This window comes from Vibrio agarilyticus, from assembly GCF_012641465.1.
GTDB lineage: Bacteria > Pseudomonadota > Gammaproteobacteria > Enterobacterales > Vibrionaceae > Vibrio > Vibrio agarilyticus.
In genome coordinates, this window is record NZ_JABAIK010000006.1 from 139,373 (window position 1) to 162,143 (window position 22,771).

Genomic DNA, 22,771 nt, shown 5'->3' on the forward strand with positions numbered 1-22,771 from the left:
CGCCTTTGATTATGTCGCACCCGATTTTTGAGCTGCTGGCGCAACATCAGCACCTGAGTGCCAATGCGCTGCTGCAACTTGAAGCGCAGTGGGCACAAGGCGAAGCAAGCGCGGCTGAGTTATTGATTCGTGGTCAGCATATTGAAGCCAAACAACTGGCAGCATTTTTAGCTGCCACGTTTGGCTTGCGTCAAATCGAACTCACCGAATTTGACTATGCCGCGACTTGTCAGCAACTCGGCCTGCGCGCGCTCATCACGCGCCACCAAGCCTTGCCGCTACAGATTGTCGATGGCACGTTACTGCTCGCCCTCGCCGACCCTACCAGCCAGCAAGCCGAAGAGGAATTTCGCTTCTCTTCAGAGTTCCATGTTGAGCCCGTATTGTGTGACATTACCTCTCTTCAAAGCGCCATACGCCACCTCTATGGCCAAACGCTTGCCGCCAGCGCATCAGCCTCGCAGGGAAAAGAGATCAACCGCGATGAGTTAGCCACACTGGTACGCGTCTCTGACGATGAACTTGAACAAATCGAGGATTTAAGCCAAGACAGTGCTCCCGTTGCCCGTTTCATCAACCAAATCTTACTCGATGCGGTGCGTAAAGGCGCTTCTGACATTCATTTCGAGCCCTATGATAATCACTACCGCGTTCGGCTGCGCTGTGATGGATTATTGATTGAAACTGAGCAGCCTCCGACTCAACTCAGTCGTCGCTTGTCATCGCGACTCAAAATTATCGCCAAACTCGACATTGCTGAGCGCCGCCTACCTCAAGATGGCCGTATCAAATTGCGCCTCAATGATACCACTGCGATTGACATGCGTGTCTCTACCCTGCCAACGCTATTTGGTGAAAAAATTGTGTTACGACTGCTAGAGAGCAGCGCAAACAAGTTAAACCTTGACCAACTCGGGTTTAATCCGCAACAAAAAGCCCTCTATGTCAATGCGCTGAAAAAACCTCAAGGGATGATATTGATCACAGGCCCAACCGGCAGCGGCAAAACCGTGTCACTCTACGCTGGGCTGAGTCTCATTAACCGACCCGAAATTAACATTGCAACGGCAGAAGACCCAATAGAAATCAACCTATTCGGTATCAATCAGGTGCAAATTCAGCCCAAAATTGGCCTTAACTTTGCTACCGCACTGCGCGCATTTTTACGTCAAGATCCCGATGTAATCATGCTTGGGGAGATCCGCGATAGCGAAACCGCAGAAATCGCCATTAAAGCGGCGCAAACGGGACACCTTTTGCTCTCGACCCTTCATACTAACTCTGCCGCTGAAACGGTCATACGCCTTACCAACATGGGGATTGAAGCCTATAACCTTGCCGCCTCTCTCAGCCTGATCATTGCGCAGCGACTCGCACGCAGGTTGTGTCCCCATTGCAAATGCGCCACAACCGTGACGGCGGCGCAAAGTGCGCTTGGGCTTCACTTAGGCAGTACGATTTATCGCGCTAATCCGGCAGGTTGCAGTCAATGTAACCTTGGTTACAGCGGCCGCGTTGGACTTTATGAAGTGATGGCATTTAATTCCCCCCTTGCCGATGCCATCTTTCATAACGCTTCCGCTTATGAGATTGAACGTCTCTCGGCTGAGCAAGGCATGCTCACGTTAACCCAATCCGGGCTTGAGAAAGTGAGTGCTGGAATCACCAGTTTTGAAGAGTTGCAGCGAGTGCTTTTTATTGATTAGGCCACAGCTATGAAGCCAAGAATGCTAAAAAACTACGATTGGAAGGGCCAAAACAGCGCGGGTCAAAAATGCGCCGGACGTCTGCTGGCCATGAGTGAAATCGAGGTGCGCGAAAAACTCAAAGCGCAGCGAATCCAAATCCGCAAGCTCAAAAGCCGTCGTGTCTCACTCATCAGCCGCATCAGAAACCGCCTCAAACCGCGAGATATCACGTTACTGACGCGCCAACTTGCCACCATGCTCGCCACCGGCGTTCCGATTTTACAGGCGCTAAAACTGGTCAGTGACAATCATAAAAAAGCCGAAATGAAGTCGCTTTTACGCCATGTCTGTCAATCGATTGAAAGTGGCATGCCACTGGCGAAAAGCTTGCACCAAGCAAGTTCACTGTTTGACCCTTTGTATATTGATTTGGTCGCCACAGGAGAGCAATCGGGTCAGTTAGATGCGATATTTGAGCGCCTTGCTCTTTATCGTGAAAAGAGTGAGCAGTTGCGAGCAAAAGTCATTAAAGCCTCTATTTATCCTAGTATCGTCGTGATCATCGCCATGCTGGTTTCCTATTTAATGTTGGTGCTGGTGATCCCTCAATTTAAAACCATGTTTGCCAGCTATGGCGCCGAATTGCCCTTTTTTACTCGTCAAGTGCTGGTGCTCTCAGACTGGGTCCAGCAATATGGCGCATGGGTAATGAGTGTCAGCGCAATAGGGGGACTTTTGTTACTCAAAGCCAAACAGCGTTCTTCGCACTTAACCTACCTGTTAGCTCGCTTAAGTTTACGGCTTCCGATTTTAGGCTCGATACTCACCAAAGCGGCTATTGCCCGGTTTAGTCGCACTTTGGCCACCAGCTTTAGCTCGGGTATTCCCATTCTCATGGGGTTACAAACCACCGGAAAAACCGCAGGAAATGCGTATTTCGAGCAAGCGGTGAAACAGATTCATCGCGATACTGCGGCAGGCGTGCCAATGTATATTGCCATGCGCAATACCGAAGCGTTTCCTGAGATGGTGCTGCAAATGGTGATGATAGGAGAAGAGTCTGGTCAGCTCGATAGCATGCTCAACAAAATCGCCGCTATCTACGAATTTGAGGTGGATAACACGGTCGATAATTTAAGTAAGATCTTAGAGCCACTGATTATCGTGTTTCTCGGTGTGGTGGTTGGTGGTTTAGTGACGGCGATGTATCTGCCTATCTTCAACCTAATGAGTGTTATGGGTTAGAATAACGACTCCTTTGCGCCGCCGTGCGTACCACAACCTTGTGTATAACAGATGATAGAGCTTTTTATTATGATGCCGTGGAGTTTTGCGCTTTTTGCCGCACTCCTTGGCCTAATTATCGGCAGTTTTTTAAATGTCGTGATTGCACGCCTACCGCGCATGATGGAAATCGCTTGGCAAAATGAGTGCGCTGAATCATTTCCCAACGCCAACATTGCCCCCGTCACCGAAACACTGAGTTTAAGTTTACCACGCTCAACCTGCCCGCATTGTCATACCGCGATTCGAGTCCGCGACAACATTCCGCTGCTCAGTTGGCTTTGGTTAAAAGGCCGCTGCCATCATTGCCAGCACGCGATTAGTGTTCGTTATCCACTGGTTGAATTATTAACCGCTTTGGTTTCCGGTTGGGTTGCTTGGCATCTGGGCTACAGTGACATGACGCTTGCGATCATCGCGCTATCATGGGTACTTATCGCTGCGACCTTTATCGATTTGGATACCATGTTGCTGCCCGACCAGCTCACTTTGCCCCTGCTTTGGGCAGGGATTTTATTGGCGCTGTTACAAATAAGCCCCGTTTCATTGCAAGATGCGGTCATTGGTGCCATGGCAGGTTATCTATCGCTGTGGAGTGTTTATCACTTATTTCGTCTGATCACCGGCAAAGAGGGAATGGGCTATGGGGATTTCAAATTGCTCGCAGCCCTTGGCGCTTGGTGTGGCTGGCAAGCCCTACCGATGATCATTTTGCTCTCCTCGCTGGTTGGCGTGGTATTTGGCCTAATTCAACTGCGACTGCAAAAGCAAGGGATCAACAGCGCATTCCCATTTGGGCCTTATTTGGCCATAGCCGGCTGGGTGGCCTTACTTTGGGGCAATGACATTCAGCAGTGGTATTTTCACGCGGTTTTGGGGCTTTAATATGAGTTTCGTCGTTGGCCTCACTGGCGGCATTGCCAGTGGCAAGACCACAGTTGCCAATCGCTTTCATCAAGCATACGGCATTGATTTGGTTGACGCCGATGTGATTGCTCGGCAAGTTGTTGAACCGAAAACACAAGGTTTGCAGCAAATTGCCGCGCACTTTGGACCGCAAATTTTAAATCGTGATGGCACGCTTGACCGCGCCCAATTGCGTGAACGCATTTTTAATAATGATGCCGATAAACAGTGGCTCAATGAGTTAATGCACCCTTTAATTCGCACGCAAATGCAACGTGCGCTTACCCAAACTCAGTCACCGTATGCATTATTAGTCGTACCGCTATTGATAGAAAATCAGCTGCAATCCTTATGTGACCGCATTTTGGTGGTGGATGTGGATGAACAAACCCAAATTGCACGTACCTGCGCTCGCGATGGGGTCTCTGCCGAACAGGTTCAAGCCATCCTTGCAGCACAAGCGACTCGCGCTCAGCGCCTGAGTTACGCCACCGAAGTCGTGGACAATCTCACGGATCAGCACACTCTTTTTGACAAAATTGACCAATTACATCGAAAGTACCTAGCCATAAGTACACAAAATGGGCCAAAATAGCGGCATCATTTCTACTGACTGAATAGCATGAGCACGCACAAATTCGAACATCCGTTGAATGAAAAAACTCGTATTTATCTGCGAGTCGAATCTCTGTTGCGCCAAGCTCATGCCGCTGCGCAATTTCACGATCCCCACCAGTATCTGCTTTTTTTTCGTGCGCTGTTTGATCTCCTTGAGATCTTTGAACAGATCCAGCTCAAAAGTGAACTGGCCAAAGATCTGGAAAAACAGCGACAAACCTATCGAGCTTGGCTGGATGTGGATGGCGTTGATCAAGCCACTTTACGCACCTTGCTTGATGAACTGAGTCAAATTCATGCTCGCCTTATGGCAGCGGAGCGGTTTGGGCAATCACTAAAAGAAGATCGATTTTTAGCCGCGATTCGTCAACGATTCAACTTGCCTGGTGGCGCTTGCTGCTTTGACTTGCCCGCCCTGCACTTTTGGCAACATTTGCCAACGGAACGTCGCCAACGCGACAGTCAAAAATGGTTGAACTCATTACGCCCGCTCAGTGAGTCTCTCGCATTATGGCTTAAATTAACGCGAGAAACGGGTCACTTAAAGCCGCAAATTGCGCGTACTGGTTTTTTCCAAAGCGACGCGGAAGAGGCCAATATTTTACGCCTTGAGATCCCATTAGAATTTGGGGTTTATCCGATGATTTCAGGCCATAAAAGTCGATTTGCGATTAAATTCCTCTACTTTGAAACCGGACAAGCCACCGCTCAAGATGTGACCTTTCATCTTGCTGTTTGCAATTAGCTCCCCATTGAGCACCAGGTAATGCGGCCAAAGACTGGGCTTGGGCTTGATGACAGTTTCGCGTACACTGGCGGCTCTGTACCCAACCCACTTGGCATGGCTGTTATACCCAAACAACTTGAAGATGCTGGTCGGCGACCAGCAAACAAAGCCTCTGAACATAGATATACTATGTGATGAGGTTTGTGAGTGCCGGTCAACAACGCTGCAACTTCAAGTAGGAAGGGGATAGACGGCACAATGCTGTAACATCAAGTTCCCAGCACTTGCTGAGTATGATTAACGTGAGTATTTATCATGAACCAACCGACGATTGTTTCTTGCCCACAATGCGGCACCCAAGTCACTTGGGGTGAACAAAGTCCTCACCGTCCGTTTTGCAGTAAAAAATGCCAAATGATCGATTTTGGCGAGTGGGCGGATGAGGAAAATAGCATTCCTGGCGCGCCAGATATGTCAGATTCTGATGGCTGGTCAGAAGAACAGTACTAACTTAGTTCTATGGTTCTGTGGAACACCCCACAGGAACACAGCACCTTAGGACCACTCTTAAACGTCGTCCTAACCCTCGTCACTAGCAACCCGCCCCTTTCCTTTCTCCATAAAAAAACGGAGCCCCGAGGGACTCCGTTAATACTATGAGAACGCTAGTTATAGCATTACTTCTTAGCAAGTTTCTCTTTGATACGAGCTGACTTACCAGAACGCTCACGTAGGTAGTACAGTTTGGCACGACGTACTGCACCGCGGCGTTTAACTTCAATGCTATCAACAACTGGAGAGTGAGTTTGGAACGTACGCTCAACACCTTCACCGTTAGAGATCTTACGTACAGTGAATGCAGAGTGTAGACCACGGTTACGGATAGCGATTACAACGCCTTCAAAAGCCTGTAGACGCTCACGCTCACCTTCTTTTACCTTAACTTGAACAACAACAGTGTCACCTGGTGCAAATTTAGGTAGGTCTGATTTCATTTGCTCTTGCTCAAGAGCTTTGATGATGTTACTCATTTTCAATTTCCTAGAATAAACTGATACTAAATAAATTAGGTTACTGCGCTTTGTGTTCACGAATGAACTCAGCGAGCAATAGTTCCTGTTCGTCAGTCAGAGCTAGGTTTTCCAGAAGCTCTGGTCTTCTCAGCCAAGTTCGGCCTAGCGATTGCTGTAATCGCCAGCGACGAATCGCCTGATGATTGCCTGACATCAACACCGTCGGAACGGTTTTATCGTCGAGGATCTCAGGGCGCGTATAGTGCGGGCAATCGAGTAAGCCATTCGCAAAAGAATCTTCTTCTGCAGAGGCAAAATCGCCTAACACTCCAGGGACAAAGCGCGATACCGCATCAATGAGCGTCATCGCCGGAATTTCTCCGCCGGTCATTACAAAGTCACCAATTGACCATTCTTCGTCAACTTCGGACTGAATAATGCGCTCATCTACCCCTTCGTAGCGGCCACAAATGAGAAGCAAGTTCTCGTTTGTTGCCAGCTCAACAACCCCTTTTTGGTCGAGCTTGCGACCTTGAGGCGAGAGGTAAATGACTTTCGTCTTACCCGGTGAGGCTGCTTTGGCTGTGTGAATAGCGTCGCGCAAAGGCTGCACCATCATCAACATACCGGGGCCACCACCGTAAGGTCTATCATCGACAGTTCGATGCTTATCGTGAGTGAAATCACGAGGATTCCATGTCTCAATCGATAAGAGACCTTTTTTAACCGCTTGACCTGTTACTCCAAAATCCGTAACAGAACGGAACATTTCTGGAAATAGGCTAATAACGCCAACCCACATGTTAAATTCGCTCTGTAGTTTTGAAGATTAGAATCCAGGATCCCAGTCAACTTCGATCCGTTGAGCTTCGCGATCCACTTTAATGATCACTTGCTCTTCAAGGAACGGAATTAATCGTTCCTTTTGCCCAAAAGCATCTTTTAGATTGGCTTTTACTACCAAAACATCGTTCGAGCCAGTTTCAAGCATGTCTGTGACTGTGCCTAAATCGTAACCTTTAGTGGTCACTACTTGCATTCCGAACAATTCACGCCAGTAGAACTCGTCTTCTGACAATTCTGGTAATACCGCCGGGTCAATCGCAATTTCGACATTGGTTAGCAGATGCGCGTCTTCGCGTACTTCTAATCCTTCAAGCTTTACCACCATACCTTTGTTATGGCGCTTCCAGCTTTCGACTTTGTGCTCAACCCACTGCCCTTTTTCGTTAACAAACCAAGGGCTGTAATCAAAGATGTTTTCAGCATTGTCTGTGTAGGAAAAAACCTTGAGCCAACCACGAATGCCATAAGTAGCACCAAACTTACCTACAACCATTTTTTCGTTGCTCATTGTTTCTTTACCTTTCATCGACATAAGCTAATTTCTACTTTCGTTAGAATTAAGCCGCTTTTTGAGCGTCTTTAACTAGCTTAGCAACGCGGTCAGATAGAGATGCGCCTTGACCAACCCAGTGGTTAACGCGATCTAGATCGATACGTAGACCTTCTTCTTGACCTTGTGCAGTTGGGTTAAAGAAACCCACTTTCTCGATGAAACGGCCAGTTGCAACATTGCGGCTGTCCGCTACTACGATTTGATAGAATGGACGCTTTTTCGCGCCGTGACGTGCCAAACGAATGGTTACCATGTCGTCCTCTTTGCTTTCTCAAAAATAAAATTAACCCCAGTAACCGCTTAAATTTATTAAACAGTTTGGGGTCTCGTGCCAAAATAAAGCTCCGGAATTTTACTCTTATTCCGAAGCAATGCAAGGTCTTTAGCTACTTTTTCACCACCACAAACTGAGCCGTAATGATGTGATCTCGCTAACACCTTGAAACTTTATGCTCAAACAACTGAAAGGGTTAGAGATGCGTTAGCATCAAAACCACAGCGCTGCGATTAACGACCAAACGGATTAAAACCACCACCGCCCATGCCACCCATCATGCCTTGCATGTTGCGCATCATGCCTTTCATGCCGCCCTTTTGCATTTTCTTCATCATCTTCTGCATCTGGGTAAACTGCTTGAGTAGACGGTTAACGTCTTGCACTTGAGTGCCAGAGCCTGCTGCAATCCGTTTTTTGCGCGAGCCTTTAATCAGTTCTGGACGCTGACGTTCTTTCATCGTCATTGAATTGATAATGGCTTCCATCTGCTTAAACATTTTGTCATCGACCTTGTCTTTGACATTAGCAGGAAGTTGCGACATGCCTGGAAGCTTATCAAGCATTCCCATCATGCCGCCCATATTTTGCATTTGGCCTAACTGCTCACGAAAATCTTCCAGATCAAAGCCTTTCTTCTCTTTGAACTTTTGTGCCAGTTTCGCCGCTTTTTCGTGGTCAACGTTACGCTGCAGATCTTCAATCAGCGACAACACATCGCCCATGCCGAGAATGCGTGATGCTACGCGGTCAGGGTGGAACGGCTCTAGTGCATCGGTTTTTTCACCGACACCCAAGAATTTGATGGGCTTACCTGTAATATGACGTACCGATAGCGCCGCACCGCCGCGAGCATCGCCGTCGACCTTAGTTAAAATAACCCCGGTCAATGGCAGTGCGTCACCAAACGCTTTTGCCGTATTGGCCGCATCTTGACCTGTCATGGCGTCAACCACAAACAAGGTTTCGACTGGATTTATCGCTGCGTGCAACTGCTGAATTTCAGCCATCATCTGCTCATCAATCGCAAGACGACCCGCCGTATCGACCAGCAGCACGTCATAGAATTTCTTCTTAGCGTGATCAATGGCGGCATTGGCAATATCAATCGGCTTTTGATCTGGGCTTGATGGGAAGAAATCAACGCCCACATCGGTGGCAAGCGTTTCAAGCTGCTTAATTGCTGCAGGGCGATAAACGTCGGCAGACACGACCAGCACTTTCTTTTTATCGCGCTCGGTCAAAAGTTTGGCCAACTTACCCACAGAGGTCGTTTTACCAGCCCCTTGCAAACCCGCCATCAACACCACAGCAGGTGGCTGAGCGGCAAGGTTGAGCGCTTCATTAGACTCACCCATAACCGCTTCAAGCTCAGCTTGAACAATTTTGATAAACTCTTGGCCTGGCGTGAGCGACTTTGATACTTCAACCCCTACCGCGCCAGCTTTAACGCGATTAACAAACTCGCGAACCACAGGTAGGGCGACATCCGCTTCAAGCAGCGCCATGCGCACTTCGCGCAGCGTCTCTTTGATATTGTCTTCGGTCAGGCGACCTTTGCCGCTGATGTTTTTCAGCGTTCTGGATAAACGATCCGTTAAATTCTCAAACATTGTCGTCTCTTATGTCGAATCTTCGTTGCCATTTTCATCGACGCTGTTGATACCCAACCCTATATCGATGCAGGTCAGCCCCTCATAAGCAAAGCCTCTGAACATAGACACGCTATGTAGTGAGGTCTGTGAGAGCAAGCTGACAACCCCGCAACGTCAAGTAGGAAGGGGATATAAGCGTCATTTGGCTGCCATGCAGGCAAACAATAGAATGAGTATACCTTAGCCAAAGATTGAGTTACACCTAAGTCGTGAGAGCTAGGATATAAACAGTTCACAAACCGCCACAAAAAACGGTGCGAAAGGTCAACACACCTCATCACTTCGTATATAATGCGGCCACTGACTTTTGGAATATTACCTAAAATTATGGACTCTATTATCGCCGTCGCTGCTGCTTTACTCTATGCGGTGGCCATCGCCACTATTGTGCCAGGCCTTGCACAACAAACGGGGATAAAAATTCGTATCGTGCTTGTGGCTGCAACCGCAGCACTGATTTGTCATGCTTGGCTATTAAGCGATCTTATCTTTAATGACAGTGGCCAAAATCTCAGTATTTTGAATGTCGCATCACTCATCAGTTTTATCATTTCGCTGGTTCTGAGTGCCGCCATGCTCAAACAGCGTTTATGGTTTTTGCTTCCTGTCGCATACTGTTTTGCCGCGATTAATCTCACGGCCGCAAACCATCTTCCCAGCACTTTTCTGCATCATTTAGAAAACGACCCTAAGTTATTGATTCATATTTCACTGGCGCTGTTTTCATACGCCACATTGACGATAGGGACACTGTACGCATTACAACTGGCATGGCTGGATAATCGGTTAAAAAGTAAAAAATCACTGGCGATTAACCCCAATATGCCACCGTTAATGCTGATTGAACGCCATTTGTTTAAGATCATTCTCGTCGGCAACCTCTTATTAACGGCCACTTTGCTAACTGGATTTATTTTTGTGCACGATATGTTCGCTCAAGGTAAAGGTCACAAGGCCATTTTATCTTTCATGGCGTGGGTGGTTTATTCGGTGCTGCTGTGGGGCCACTATCAGCAAGGTTGGCGAGGTAAAAAAGTGACGTGGTTCGCCATTGTCGGCGCCACATTGCTTACCTTGGCGTATTTCGGTAGCCGCTTTGTGCGCGAGATCATTCTCAGCTAACGCAGAGAAAATTAGATTGACTGGCGATAAAACGTCCAATTGACAACTTAGCTTCAATAGCGCACAGTGAGACCATACAGCACAAGGATTGGGTAAGTTTTGGACGACATCTCTACGGGTATCTTATTGACGCTACTCGCGTGTCTTATCGTCATATCAGGTTATTTTTCCGGCTCAGAGACTGGCATGATGGCTCTGAACCGTTATCGACTTAAGCACCTTGCTAATCAAGGTCATAAGGGCGCTAAACGCGTTGAGCGCCTGCTTGAACGTCCTGATCGGCTTATTGGTCTCATCTTGATTGGCAACAATCTGGTCAACATTCTCGCCTCCGCGATTGCCACCATTTTAGGTATGCGCTTATTCGGCAATCTTGGCGTTGCCATTGCCACGGGCGCTCTCACCTTAATCATTTTGGTGTTTGCCGAAGTTACGCCAAAAACCATTGCGGCGCTCTACCCCGAACGTGTCTCTTTTGCCAGTAGCATTGTTCTCACCGCTCTAATGAAATTACTTGCGCCATTGGTGGCGTTAGTTAACCTCATCACCAATGGCTTCATTCGGCTGCTTGGTGTCAATACCGCGCAAGAGAGCAAAGACGAACTAAGCAGTGATGAGCTGCGCACTGTGGTGAATGAAGCAGGCAATCTTATCCCCTCTCGTCACCAAGATATGCTGGTTTCTATTTTGGATCTCGAACACGTGACGGTGAGCGACATTATGGTGCCACGCAATGAAATTAGCGGCATCGATGTGAATGACGATTGGAAATCTATCGTACGCCAACTCACTCACTCGGCTCATGGGCGTGTGGTTTTGTACCGCGACAATATTGATGATGTGGTCGGTATGCTGCGGCTGCGCGAAGCGTATCGCATTATGTTAGAGAAAAATGAGTTCAATAAAGAGACGCTGCTGCGCGCAGCCGATGAAGTCTACTTCATTCCTGAAGGAACTCCGCTGAATGTTCAACTGCTAAAATTTCAAAGAAAGAAGCAGCGAATTGGCCTGATTGTGGATGAATATGGCGACATCAACGGACTTATCACGCTTGAAGATATTCTTGAGGAGATCGTCGGCGAATTTACCACGTCGATTTCGCCCAGCCTAGCGGATGAAATCACCCCTCAGCAAGATGGCAGCTTTTTAATCGAAGGCTCGACCAACATTCGCGACATCAACAAAGGGCTGAAATGGCGTTTGCCAACCGATGGACCACGCACACTTAATGGCCTTATTTTGGAACACTTAGAGCACATTCCAGAAAGCCATCTCAGTTTGCAAGTTGCAGAGCATGCGATGGAAATCGTTGATCTCGAGGAAAATCGAGTCAAGTTAGTTCGAGTTTATCCCAAAAGTAAACCGCTCGGTGATTTCACGCCCGCGTCATCGTAAACGAGCCTTACACCCATCGCCGCCACATTAAAGAGACGGGCTGACGATAAACAAAACGGCGATAGGCTCAAACAATTTGACGTTGCCGATTCAATAAGGCCAGCTTTCGCTGGCCTTATTATCATTCTACTCTTGCTCAAGTATCGCTTTGGCTACGGCTTCAGCCACTTTGATCCCATCAATCCCTGCAGACAAAATGCCCCCCGCATACCCAGCGCCTTCACCCGCGGGGTAGAAACCTTTAAGATTGACGCTTTGGAAGTCTTTCCCGCGTTTAATGCACACTGGCGATGACGTACGTGTTTCAACGCCAGTCAGCAAACCATCTTCGCTGGCAAATCCTTTGATTTTACGATCAAACGCTGGAATCGCTTCACGAATCGCTTCAATCGCAAACGGAGGCAAGGCTTTAGACAAATCCGTCAATTTGATGCCCGGCGTGAATGAGGGTTCAACATCACCCAATGCACTCGGATCGCGGCCTTTTAGGAAATCGCCAATCTTCTGCGCTGGCGCGTCATAGTTCTCGCCGCCGAGTAAGTACGCGTTAGATTCCAATTCACGTTGAAAACGAATACCCGCCAAAGGATCGCCCGGGTAATCCACCTCAGGCGAAATACCAACGACAATCGCACTATTGGCATTACGCTCAGCGCGCGAGTATTGGCTCATACCATTGGTCACAACGCGGCCTTCTTCCGATGTTGCCGCCACCACAGTGCCGCCAGGACACATACAGAAACTGTACACAGTGCGGCCATTTTTACAGTGATACACCAACTTATAATCCGCCGCGCCGAGCAATGGATGTCCTGCATTACTGCCAAAACGCGCTTCATCAATCATCGATTGTTTGTGCTCAATACGGAAACCGACGGAAAATGGTTTGGCTTCCATATAAACGCCACGTTGATGCAGCATTTCAAAGGTATCACGGGCACTGTGCCCCACGGCTAATACCACGTGACGAGATTTTATCGTTTCGCCGCTCGATAAGGTGACGCCGGTAATTTGACCATCTTCAATATGCAAATCATCAACGCGAGTGCTGAAATGAATTTCACCACCGAGCTCAATAATTTTGGCGCGCATTTTTTCAATCATGGTGACCAGTTTAAAAGTACCAATGTGCGGTTTACTCACGTAGAGAATTTCTTCTGGAGCCCCCGCCTCAACAAATTCGGTGATCACTTTACGGCCGTAAAAATTAGGATCTTTCACTTGGCTATAAAGTTTGCCATCGGAAAACGTACCTGCACCACCTTCACCAAACTGCACATTCGACTCAGGGTTTAATGTGCGCTTGCGCCAAAAGCCAAACGTATCTTTGGTCCGTTCGCGCACTTCTTTACCGCGCTCAACAATAATCGGATTAAAACCCATTTGAGCCAAAACAAGCCCCGCAAACAGACCACAAGGGCCAAAGCCAATCACTACCGGGCGCTCGGTAAGATCTGCCGGCGCTTTTCCAACAAATTTGTACTCCATATCTGGCGTTTGACGCACATGAGGATCGCGTTCAAATTTTGCGAGCAACTGAGCCTCATCGCTCTCCACCAGCACATCGAGCGTATAAATCAGATGAATATTGCTTTTCTTACGAGCATCATAACCACGTCTAAACACATTGAATGAGAGAACTTGCTGCGCCGAAATCGCCAATTTTTTGGTGATGGCTTCGAGCAATGCGTCTTCCGCGTGATCGAGCGGAAGTTTGATTTCATTTAAACGTATCATTTTGATGTCTCGTCTTATTTTGGTGTCTTAGCCAACAAGGAAGGGGGAATGAGATTTCAAACGCCATACTTGCCGCTCACAATGGCGCGCATTTTACGAAACTTTGGATTGTCTGTCATACTAATTCCCAGCCTCGCCAAATTCGGCTCAGTTGAAATTTGGCGCTGGATAAGTATCATCGCTGCACTTTTTAGACCGACTCAGAGTGGACGATCATGGCGTTTGTAGTCACAGATAACTGTATTCAATGCAAATACACCGATTGCGTGGCGGTCTGCCCGGCCGATGCCTTTCATGAAGGGCCCAATTTTATGGTCATCAACCCCATCGAATGCATTGATTGTGGTTTGTGTGTGTTTGAGTGTGATGCCGCCGCCATCTTTCAAGAAGATGAGCTTGATGAAGACCAGAAAATTTTCATTGAACTCAATGCTGAATTATCACAAAGCTGGCCCAATCAAACCGAAGTCAAACCCGCGATGGATGACGCCGACAAATGGAATGGGGTTCCCAATAAGTTAAATATGCTCGAAAAATAAACCGCATTTCGCAGCGTAAATCTTGAATAAATTTAACTGTGCTGACGACGAATATTATCTAAGATGATCCCCGTGGCCATCGCCACATTCAATGACTCGGCACCACCAAACGCAGGAATGGTGATTTTGTCCGTCACACATTGAGCAGCTTCCGCTCGTATGCCGTGAGACTCACTGCCCATTAGCACAATTCCCGCCGCCGAAAATTGGGTACGGTGAACACTTTCCCCTTCCAAAAACGCACCATAAATCGGTAACGTACTGCGAGCTAAATACGCAGGCAAGTCGGTTTGATGCACTTTGACTCGAGCAAAACTTCCCATGGTGGCGCTGATGGTTTTAGGGTTATAAGGATCTGCGCAATCATGACTGGCAATAATGTGCTCCACACCATACCAATCTGCAAGACGAATAATGGTGCCCAAATTGCCCGGATCGGAAACGCCATCAAGGGCGATCATTAAGCCATCGGCGTTAGGTAACGTAAAGCTTGGCACATTGACCACCGCAATTGCGGCATTATTGCTGACTAAGGTGCTGGCTTTAGTCAGCTCATCAAGTGAGGCTTCAACACATTCATAGCCAGATAATGCGTGTTGATTTTCCGCCAAAAAAGCTTCCGTCGCAAAGACTTGCTTGACACTCAATCCGCTACCAACCAGCTCAAGCACGTTTTTTTCACCTTGCACCAAAAACAGGCCGAGTGCTTTACGCTGTTTTTTTTGGCCCAATGCACGAAGTAATTTGAGTTGGTTTTTCGAGATCATAATGTTGCCCTAGGTTCAATCACGGCGATTATAACCTTAGACGAGAAAGAAGGAGAAGAGGAACGAAGAGAAAGGGACGAGGAAGAGTAAGAGCTAAAGCGGCCCTTGGCCCTAAGGCCCTGTGGTTGATTGCTGATGGTTCAGTGCTCAACGTCCGATGTGATTACAAAAGCGCCGCTGTCGAAAACTGAATGAGACAAACCAAAATCTCCCCATAGGACTACAGGAGCAAGGCTCTAGGGACTAGGAAAAGAGCACGCCTCAATCTTACTCACCAAATAAAGAAAAACCTCGGCAAGCCGAGGTTTTAACATCACTTCACTTTCAGCTCTTGTAGCATCGACTCCGGCAAGGCCAGTTCATCATTTCGATTGACCGAAATGCCTACGTCAATAATGGTTTGCGCGATGGCCTTCGCTTCATCGAGGGAATGCATCGCAGCAGTACCGCATTGGTACTCATTTAACTCGGGAATCTGGTCTTGGCTGGCAACGTTTAAAACATCTTGCATGGCCGCTAGCCAAGCCGTTGCAACGTCAGCTTCTGTTGGCGTACCAATCAAACTCATGTAAAAGCCAGTACGACAGCCCATCGGTGATATATCGATGATTTCAACCGCATCCCCATTAAGATGAGCACGCATAAAACCTGCGTAAAGGTGCTCAAGCGTATGAATGCCTTTTTCCGATAAAATGGCTTGATTAGGTAAGGTAAAGCGTAAATCAAACACGGTTATCGTATCGCCCTTTGGGGTTTGCATCGTTTTTGCCACACGTACCGCAGGCGCCTGCATGCGTGTGTGATCAACCGTAAAACTGTCTAATAATGGCATGTTTTCACTCCTGAAAATCGTTCCTTAAATTCAAACAAACGCAGGGCTTAAAAAAACCAACTGCGATTATCTTCCAACTCTTTGCGGCACTGCTTGAGTTGCCAACCATAATCTTTGGCTTGCTGCTCTACTTTACGCGCCACCTTGAGTAGGCTGGGCTTATGACGGTAGGTTTGCCGTTTATAACCGCCCCGCCCTTCATGGTACGCCAAATACTGGTTATAGGGATCCCAAAGCGAGATACCCAGCTGAGTGCGAGTCTCGTTGGTGTACCAGCCGATAAACATCAATGCATCAGCAAAGTCGGTGCGTGATCCGCCATAATTGGTCGCTTTTTGAAAATCGGCCCAGGCAGGATCTTGCGCTTGAGCATACCCATATGCGCTGCTAACGCGACCCCACGGAATGAAACCTAATAAGTAATCTTTTGGTGGACGCGCGTCATGGCGAAAGCTGCTTTCTTGTTTAACAAACGCCATGGCCACATGAATTGGCGTGCCCCATTCCTCTTCCATCGCAACCGCATCGTCATACCAGCTGTCATGCTCACGAAAAATCTCACACACATGGTTTTGATTTTGCGGTGGTGGTGTCGCGCAGCCAACCAGTGCCATTGCCGCGCCCATCACAAGTGTTCGAATTAGGGTATCTCGCATATCGCTTTGCTGTCCTTAGGCGTTGAGATAATCAAAGTAGTTGGCCAAATAGTCATCAAAACTGACGTCGGATTGCGCCTCAATCGCTTGCTGAGCGTCGATTGAGCGAGCCACTTCCTCTTCCATTTGCGCCTTCGTGTAAAATTGATAGGGTCGAGCGAGATTAGCCTGACGGTAGTGCTCTCCGAGCGCAAATCCCGTTTTACCCACTCCGCCGTGCGCGCGGATCTGTTCCATCAATTGGCCAGAGAGAGTTAGCTCCGGTGAGTCAATCCACTGGCGCAAGGTTTTGCACACGTCTTGATATGTGTCACTGCCATGTGCCTTATCCATTTCAATCGCAATCAACTCCAGTTCATCAAACACGCGATGCGCCCAAGTCTGCAGCGAAAGTTGCTCCCCTTGACACCCAATCGTGAGGTTTAAACCAACTTCTCGACCAGACACCACCACTTTACTCCAGTTGGAACGCCAACATTCAAGCTCGCAGTTGTCCATAGGATCCGAGTCCGATAACACCGCCCAAGTGAGGAAAAGATCGAGAAAACGCACTTGATCTGCGGTAATGCCCACCGGACTGAATGGGTTAACGTCAAGTGAGCGCACTTCAATATACTCGACACCGCCACGCTCTAGCGCCTCTGATGGCTTTTCGCCACTTTTCGCTACACGTTTAGGCCGAATTGGCGCATAAAGTTCATTTTCAATTTGCAAAATATTGCTATTGAGCTGTCGATACTCGCCTTGTACTTTAACGCCGATTTGCGCAAATTGATCGGAAGGACGACGAATGGCATCATGCAGCCCTTCAAGGTATTGCTCAAGACTATTAAAGCCGATCTTCAGCGTACTTTGCGCGCTACTGGTATAACCCAAATCGCTTAAACGCAACGAGGTTGCATTGGGTAAAAACAGCGTGTTATTGAGTAATTCAAATGGCAGTGCAGTTTCACGATCGGCCAAAAATGAGCGACATAACGCCGGCGAGGCACCAAAAAAGAAGGGGATCAACCAACCGAAGCGATAGTAATTGCGGATCAAGGCAAAATAAGCCTCAGATTGACTTGCTTGACGCTCACTGTCGCTCTGCTCACCAAACAGGGCCGTCCAAAAATCATCGGAAAACGAAAAGTTAAAATGCACCCCAGAGATAACTTGCATTAAACTGCCGTAACGTCGTTTAAGTCCTTCTCGATACAGGGTTTTCATTTTGGCGGGATTCGAACTGCCATACTGAGCCAGCATAATATCCGTGTCATGCTCGACATAACACGGCATAGAGAGCGGCCACATGCCTTCCTCACCAAGTTGGCTTTGAGTGAAGTGGTGAATATCATCCAATTGCGCCATCAGCGTCTCGATATCATGAGAAACCGGCGTGATAAACTCCAACAGTTGCTCAGCAAAATCTGTGGTGATCCAATGGTTGGTGAATGCAGAACCTAAGCCTTTGGGATGTGGCGTTTTTGCCAAAGCACCAGGCGCTTGATACCGCAGCGTTTCTCGCTCGACCCCACGGCCAAATTGTTGCAATACGGTCGGTTGGAGAGCGATTTTTTTCAATCGCGTAGCAAAATCATTCACACTTTGATTCACTTCTATCAAGGCGATCGCGTGCGATCGCAAATGCTATTAACGCTCAATAAAATCTTGTTCGCCTGCCTGCGCTAAAACGGCAATGCGCGCAAGACCATGGCAAGTGATGTTGTCCCTCGCCATGGCGTTTATTGCTGTTTTCAAGAGTGCAACATTGCACTAACTTGTTTACATAGATTGTTACTCTAACGGACGATTTCAAGCTCGGCTATTGGTTTTGCTAACTTTTCTAATTGTGGACGAAGGGTTTTCGCATCCCCCACCACAATAATTTGGTAATCATTAGGGTTAAACCATTTCTCAGCCAATTGATTTAACGTACTTTTTTCAACATTCGCGACAATCGCATTACGTTGAGCGACATAATCTTTGTCTAATCCATAGCGTAAAATATTACTGATCAAGCGCGCTTTTTGACTTGGCGTTTCGTAGTTCAATGCATCATTTTGACCAATGGCTTGGCGCATAAATTGCAGCTCATCGTCCGTCATTCCCTCGGCACTGTATTGACTCAGTTCATGCTGCAACTCTTGTAATGCTGCTATGGTCGCGTCGGCGCGCACTTGCGCAGAAAAGACCACGGCGCCCGTTTCGGCTGAAGCAGTAAAGTAACCTGATGCGCCATAGGTATAACCTTTATCTTCGCGAAGGTTGAGGTTAATTCGGCTATTGAAATTGCCCGCCAAATTAAAGTTCGCGAGTTGACCTAAAAACATCTCACCTACCGCATCATAGGGCAGACCTCTTCGCACCATTCGAATCACGCTTTGCGGTGCGTTGGGCTTGTCGACCAAATAGATAGTGCTCTCCCCTTCCGAAGCCATCACTGGCGAACGATAAAGCGGCGCCGCCTCACCTTGCCAGTCGCGCCAAAAGGTCAGCTCAGTTTCCACTTGGCGTGGTGTCATATCTCCGACAATCACAACTTGCGCGCCTTGAGGGGTGTAATGCTGATGGTAGAAGGCTTTGACATCCTCTAACGTGATGCTGGCCAACGATTGCGCCGTGCCTTCAGGCGAGCGAGCGAGCAGTGAATCACCATACACCACTTGACGTGTTGCCTGCTGAGCCAACCAGCTCGGCTGCTGATGATCGTAAATCAGCGCCTCAACCGCTTGTTTTTTAACACGTGCAAAATCGCCGGGATTAAACGCAGGATGGCGCAGTACGTCATCCAAAATCGCTAGTGTTTGCGGCAATTGACGGGCGAGTGCCGTCACCGACAATGTTGTTGTGTACGTCCCCGCATCAATCGACAGCGAGCTGCCTAATGCATCCAGTTTGGCTTGGATCTGCTCCATCGTTTGATTTGAGGTGCCTTCACTTAGCATTGCTGCTGTGAGATGAGCAAGCCCCTCCTTTCCGGGCGCAACATAACGCTCACCAGCGGGAAGCGCAAACTGCAGCATGACGGTAGGTGTTTCATCACTTTCAGCGCCGAGCACTTCAGTTCCGTTAGCAAAATGAAGCGAATAGAGCTGTGGCATTTTTGCGGCTACAGGCGCGCCCGCCTTTGGCGCAAGTGAGCGGTCAAAGTCATCACTGGCGGGGCGATACGATAAATCGGCTTCATCAACCGCCTCATAGTTAGGCAAAGTGCGTGGTGGCGTAACAAACGTTGCTGGTTTAACAGCAAGCTCCGCCGCGCCTTTAGGCACCACACTCAAAGTAACACTTGGCTTATTGGCAACAAACGCTTGATACGCCTGCATGACAGAAGCTGGAGTCACAGCACGCAATTGCTGCAACGTCGCTTCGATACGGTCTGGTTGACCATAGAAGGTTTCATTGGCCGCCAACTGTGATACTTTGCCCTTGACACTTTGAAGCGCAAAAACGGCATCGGCTTCTGCCTTGCCAATAATTTGCTCAAGACGTTCTGAACTAACCCCTTCAGAGGCAAAGCGCTGAATACTTTGCTGCAATTTTTGTTCAAGCGCGGCTAAGCTCTGCGTGCCACTCGAGTCACCCATTGCGTAGACATAGAAATTACACGCAAGCTCTGCGCAATCATGAAAGGCACCAACATCCACCGCCTGCTCGGTCTTAATTAAGTCTTGATACAAGTAGCTGTTGCTGCCATTACCCAGCACTTTGGCTAAAGTATCGAGAGAGGCTTGCTGCCCCTCGCCCATATAAGTGGTTGGCCAGCCAATAAGCACCATTGGCTGACGAATTCGATCTTCAAGCGTAATGTACTTACTCTCGCTCAGTGTTGCGGGTTGTTTTTGATCCGCTGCCACTTCCGGCCCTCGCGGAATCGAGCCAAAATACTTCTCAACCCACGCTAGGGTTTCGTCAACATCAATGTCCCCTCCAATCGTCAGCACGGCATTATTGGGGCCATACCAACGTAAAAAGAACGCTTTAAGATCATTCACATCAACACGGTCAAGATCTTCTACATACCCTATGGTCTGCCAAGAGTATGGGTGGCCTTCGGCATACATTGCCTCACTCATACGCTCCCAAATCAAACCATAAGGTCGATTATCGTAATTTTGCGCCCGTTCATTTTTGACCGTATCGCGCTGATTCTCAAATTTCCGCTGCGACACCGCATCGAGCAAAAATCCCATTCGATCAGACTCAAGCCACAACATTTTTTCCAGTTGATTGGCCGGAACCGTTTCAAAATAGTTGGTCCGGTCACGATTGGTCGTGCCGTTTAGTGTACCGCCCGCTTCGGTAATTAATTTGAAATGCTGCTCATCGGCGACATTTTCCGATCCTTGAAACATCATATGCTCAAAGAAATGCGCAAAACCTGACTTTCCAATCTCTTCCCGTGCCGAGCCAACATGGTACGTGACATCGACATGGACGAGCGGATCAGAGTCATCCGGTGACAAAATCACGGTCAGGCCATTTTCTAACTGATATTTTTGATACGGAATCGTCAAACCCAACTGTTCCGGATTGGATTCTTCGATCAGGGTAACACCGGTTGGAAGGGAGTTTAAAAATGGCACCTTTAACGTTGGTGCGACCGAGCATCCCGCGAGCACCATTAGGGCACACGTGCTCAAGGCCAGTTTTCTCATGCTGTTACCTTAAATAAATTGGAAATAAATTGCCGCCAATACGCCATAGCGCGCCGCCTTGCCAATAGCAATCAAAATTATGGATGGGAGCCACTGCATTCTAAGCCAACCTGCGGCTAAACAAAGAACGTCCCCAATTAAAGGCAGCCAGCTAAACAATAGCCCCCAATAGCCATAGCGCGATAGCCACTTTATCGCTTTATGACTGTGTTTTTGCTGATGAGTTCGATTGGGAAGAAATAAACCAAGCCAATAATTGGTCATTCCGCCCAGTGTATTGCCTGCTGTCGCAACTACGATAATGGTTGCAACCGAATATTGATTAAGGGAGAGAGTCGCAATCAGGCTAGCTTCTGACCCGCCGGGCAATAAAGTGGCACTCAAAAAACCAGTTAAAAACAATACCCAAAGCGCTGAGTCAGAAAACCACCGCGCCAATTGACTAAAATAAAAATCAAAAAAATCTAACATTGCATATTCAATATAATTTTACCGCGTGTATGGCCTGTCTCTTGCGCTTCATGAGCAAGTACCGCTTCTCGTAAACGGAGTGTCTGCGCAACGTCGATTTTCAACAGGCCGACGCTGACCATGTAGAGCAATGTTTCCAGCTGGTCACGATTACCAGTCACTAACATGCCTGTCGCATCAAATCCGAGCATCGCCGCCTTTTCACAGATCAAATCGGCGCTTAAGGTCGGCACTGTCACGACTCGAGCATTGTCATTCAAACACTTTAACGCATCAAGAGCCGTATCTCCGCCCACAAGGTCAATCAAAACATCAACCTCTTGCAAGCGTTCTGACACCGGAGCAAATTGGTAATTAATCGCGGTCGCGCCAAGGGTTGCAAGGTAATCTAAATTAGCGTCACTGCAAGTGGCAAATACGTGCGCTTTAGCGGCGACGGCAATCTGTACGGCAAGGTGACCAACACCACCAGCCCCCGCTAAAATAAGCACGCGCTCACCCTCTTTCACGGCCGCTTTATTAAGCGCTTGAGCGGCGGTGAGCCCAGCCAGCGGAAGCGCCGCGGCGGCCTCATAGGTTACGGCATCAGGAATTCGACTCAGTTCAAGCTCTGGTACTGCAACGTATTGGCTATAGGCACCACCCCGCAGTGGAAAACCAATCATGCCACAAACTTTGTCACCAACCGAAAATTGCGTCACGCCATCGCCACAGGCCACGACTTTGCCGGACATATCGTAACCTGGCACCCAAGGTAACTTGTCTTTATTTTGCGCGGCGGCCCAGCCCATCCCTGCGCGAGTTTTGCAATCGATAGGATTCACACCAGCAAACAGCACCTTAACCACCACTTCGCCTGCACTCGCACTTGGTAGCGCGCCATCTCGCAGAGTTAATGTATTGGCAGAACCGAATTTGCTGATCACAATTTGCTGATTTTCCATGGTGTTACCTCCTTTGTCATGCAAAAAAATAGGGATGCCTAAGCATCCCTACGACTATAACTGAATCCCGGTTAACAGGTTATGATAACGCTAACAAACTGGCT

Annotated in this window: 22 protein-coding genes; 9 read left to right on the plus strand and 13 right to left on the minus strand. The window is 48.2% G+C overall.

What is annotated here, in order from left to right:
• Positions 1–11: 11 nt before the first annotated feature.
• The 6 genes from pilB (at position 12) to yacG (ending at position 5,733) form a co-directional block, all read left to right on the plus strand.
• Positions 12–1,706 (plus strand): type IV-A pilus assembly ATPase PilB, encoded by a 1,695-nt coding sequence (pilB, locus tag HGP28_RS07720; RefSeq protein WP_168835890.1) that lies wholly within the window; start codon positions 12–14, stop codon positions 1,704–1,706.
• Between the two features lie 9 nt (positions 1,707–1,715).
• A complete protein-coding gene (locus tag HGP28_RS07725) occupies positions 1,716–2,933 on the plus strand; it encodes a type II secretion system F family protein (RefSeq protein WP_168835891.1) in 1,218 nt (405 codons plus the stop codon).
• A gap of 69 nt (positions 2,934–3,002) precedes the next feature.
• Entirely contained in the window at positions 3,003–3,857 is an 855-nt protein-coding gene (locus tag HGP28_RS07730; RefSeq protein ID WP_281355543.1) for a prepilin peptidase, read from the plus strand.
• Position 3,858: 1 nt separating this feature from the next.
• Positions 3,859–4,473: a dephospho-CoA kinase gene (coaE, locus tag HGP28_RS07735; RefSeq protein WP_168835893.1), complete on the plus strand. Its 615-nt coding sequence runs from the start codon at positions 3,859–3,861 to the stop codon at positions 4,471–4,473.
• 27 nt (positions 4,474–4,500) lie between these two features.
• On the plus strand, positions 4,501–5,241 hold the full coding sequence (gene zapD, locus HGP28_RS07740) for a cell division protein ZapD (RefSeq protein ID WP_168835894.1): 741 nt from the start codon (positions 4,501–4,503) through the stop codon (positions 5,239–5,241).
• 297 nt (positions 5,242–5,538) lie between these two features.
• Positions 5,539–5,733, plus strand: a complete 195-nt coding sequence (gene yacG / locus HGP28_RS07745; RefSeq protein ID WP_168835895.1) for a DNA gyrase inhibitor YacG — start codon at positions 5,539–5,541, stop codon at positions 5,731–5,733.
• A 167-nt stretch (positions 5,734–5,900) separates the two neighbouring features.
• Here yacG and rplS read toward each other — a convergent pair whose 3' ends face one another.
• From rplS to ffh, 5 genes are all read right to left on the minus strand, one after another.
• Entirely contained in the window at positions 5,901–6,254 is a 354-nt protein-coding gene (gene rplS / locus HGP28_RS07750; protein ID WP_168835896.1) for a 50S ribosomal protein L19, read from the minus strand.
• Positions 6,255–6,294: 40 nt separating this feature from the next.
• Positions 6,295–7,038, minus strand: coding sequence for a tRNA (guanosine(37)-N1)-methyltransferase TrmD (gene trmD, locus HGP28_RS07755; protein WP_168835897.1), 744 nt, complete (start codon positions 7,036–7,038; stop codon positions 6,295–6,297).
• A gap of 27 nt (positions 7,039–7,065) precedes the next feature.
• A complete protein-coding gene (gene rimM / locus HGP28_RS07760) occupies positions 7,066–7,614 on the minus strand; it encodes a ribosome maturation factor RimM (RefSeq protein ID WP_168835898.1) in 549 nt (182 codons plus the stop codon).
• A 25-nt stretch (positions 7,615–7,639) separates the two neighbouring features.
• Entirely contained in the window at positions 7,640–7,888 is a 249-nt protein-coding gene (rpsP, locus tag HGP28_RS07765; protein ID WP_011079541.1) for a 30S ribosomal protein S16, read from the minus strand.
• A 254-nt stretch (positions 7,889–8,142) separates the two neighbouring features.
• On the minus strand, positions 8,143–9,522 hold the full coding sequence (gene ffh, locus HGP28_RS07770; RefSeq protein ID WP_168835899.1) for a signal recognition particle protein: 1,380 nt from the start codon (positions 9,520–9,522) through the stop codon (positions 8,143–8,145).
• 369 nt (positions 9,523–9,891) lie between these two features.
• Between ffh and HGP28_RS07775 the strand changes: the two genes are divergently transcribed.
• Complete coding sequence (locus HGP28_RS07775) at positions 9,892–10,686, plus strand: cytochrome C assembly family protein (RefSeq protein ID WP_168835900.1); 795 nt, start codon at positions 9,892–9,894, stop codon at positions 10,684–10,686.
• Between the two features lie 99 nt (positions 10,687–10,785).
• Positions 10,786–12,081, plus strand: coding sequence for an HlyC/CorC family transporter (locus HGP28_RS07780; RefSeq protein WP_168835901.1), 1,296 nt, complete (start codon positions 10,786–10,788; stop codon positions 12,079–12,081).
• A gap of 126 nt (positions 12,082–12,207) precedes the next feature.
• On the opposite strand, the gene HGP28_RS07785 is transcribed toward HGP28_RS07780, so the two are convergent.
• Complete coding sequence (locus HGP28_RS07785) at positions 12,208–13,818, minus strand: NAD(P)/FAD-dependent oxidoreductase (protein WP_168835902.1); 1,611 nt, start codon at positions 13,816–13,818, stop codon at positions 12,208–12,210.
• 215 nt (positions 13,819–14,033) lie between these two features.
• Here HGP28_RS07785 and fdxA point away from each other — a divergent pair, with 215 nt between their 5' ends.
• Entirely contained in the window at positions 14,034–14,357 is a 324-nt protein-coding gene (gene fdxA / locus HGP28_RS07790) for a ferredoxin FdxA (protein WP_168835903.1), read from the plus strand.
• A 32-nt stretch (positions 14,358–14,389) separates the two neighbouring features.
• Here fdxA and HGP28_RS07795 read toward each other — a convergent pair whose 3' ends face one another.
• The 7 genes from HGP28_RS07795 to HGP28_RS07825 all read right to left on the minus strand — a co-directional run bounded on the left by HGP28_RS07795 (position 14,390) and on the right by HGP28_RS07825 (position 22,667).
• A complete protein-coding gene (locus HGP28_RS07795; RefSeq protein WP_168835904.1) occupies positions 14,390–15,124 on the minus strand; it encodes an RNA methyltransferase in 735 nt (244 codons plus the stop codon).
• 313 nt (positions 15,125–15,437) lie between these two features.
• Positions 15,438–15,956 carry an S-ribosylhomocysteine lyase gene (luxS, locus tag HGP28_RS07800; protein WP_168835905.1) on the minus strand — a complete coding sequence of 173 codons (519 nt, stop codon included), beginning with the start codon at positions 15,954–15,956 and terminating at the stop codon, positions 15,438–15,440.
• A 47-nt stretch (positions 15,957–16,003) separates the two neighbouring features.
• Positions 16,004–16,612 (minus strand): transglycosylase SLT domain-containing protein, encoded by a 609-nt coding sequence (locus HGP28_RS07805; protein WP_168835906.1) that lies wholly within the window; start codon positions 16,610–16,612, stop codon positions 16,004–16,006.
• A 15-nt stretch (positions 16,613–16,627) separates the two neighbouring features.
• The gene (gshA, locus tag HGP28_RS07810) at positions 16,628–18,196 is read right to left on the minus strand and encodes a glutamate--cysteine ligase (protein ID WP_168835907.1); all 1,569 of its coding nucleotides are present in this window, start codon (positions 18,194–18,196) and stop codon (positions 16,628–16,630) included.
• A gap of 197 nt (positions 18,197–18,393) precedes the next feature.
• Positions 18,394–21,252 carry a M16 family metallopeptidase gene (locus HGP28_RS07815; RefSeq protein WP_168835908.1) on the minus strand — a complete coding sequence of 953 codons (2,859 nt, stop codon included), beginning with the start codon at positions 21,250–21,252 and terminating at the stop codon, positions 18,394–18,396.
• 9 nt (positions 21,253–21,261) lie between these two features.
• Positions 21,262–21,723 carry a YqaA family protein gene (locus HGP28_RS07820; RefSeq protein WP_168835909.1) on the minus strand — a complete coding sequence of 154 codons (462 nt, stop codon included), beginning with the start codon at positions 21,721–21,723 and terminating at the stop codon, positions 21,262–21,264.
• On the minus strand, positions 21,717–22,667 hold the full coding sequence (locus tag HGP28_RS07825) for an NADP-dependent oxidoreductase (RefSeq protein ID WP_168835910.1): 951 nt from the start codon (positions 22,665–22,667) through the stop codon (positions 21,717–21,719). The genes HGP28_RS07820 and HGP28_RS07825 overlap by 7 nt, the downstream gene beginning before the upstream one ends.
• Between the last annotated feature and the right edge of the window lie 104 nt (positions 22,668–22,771).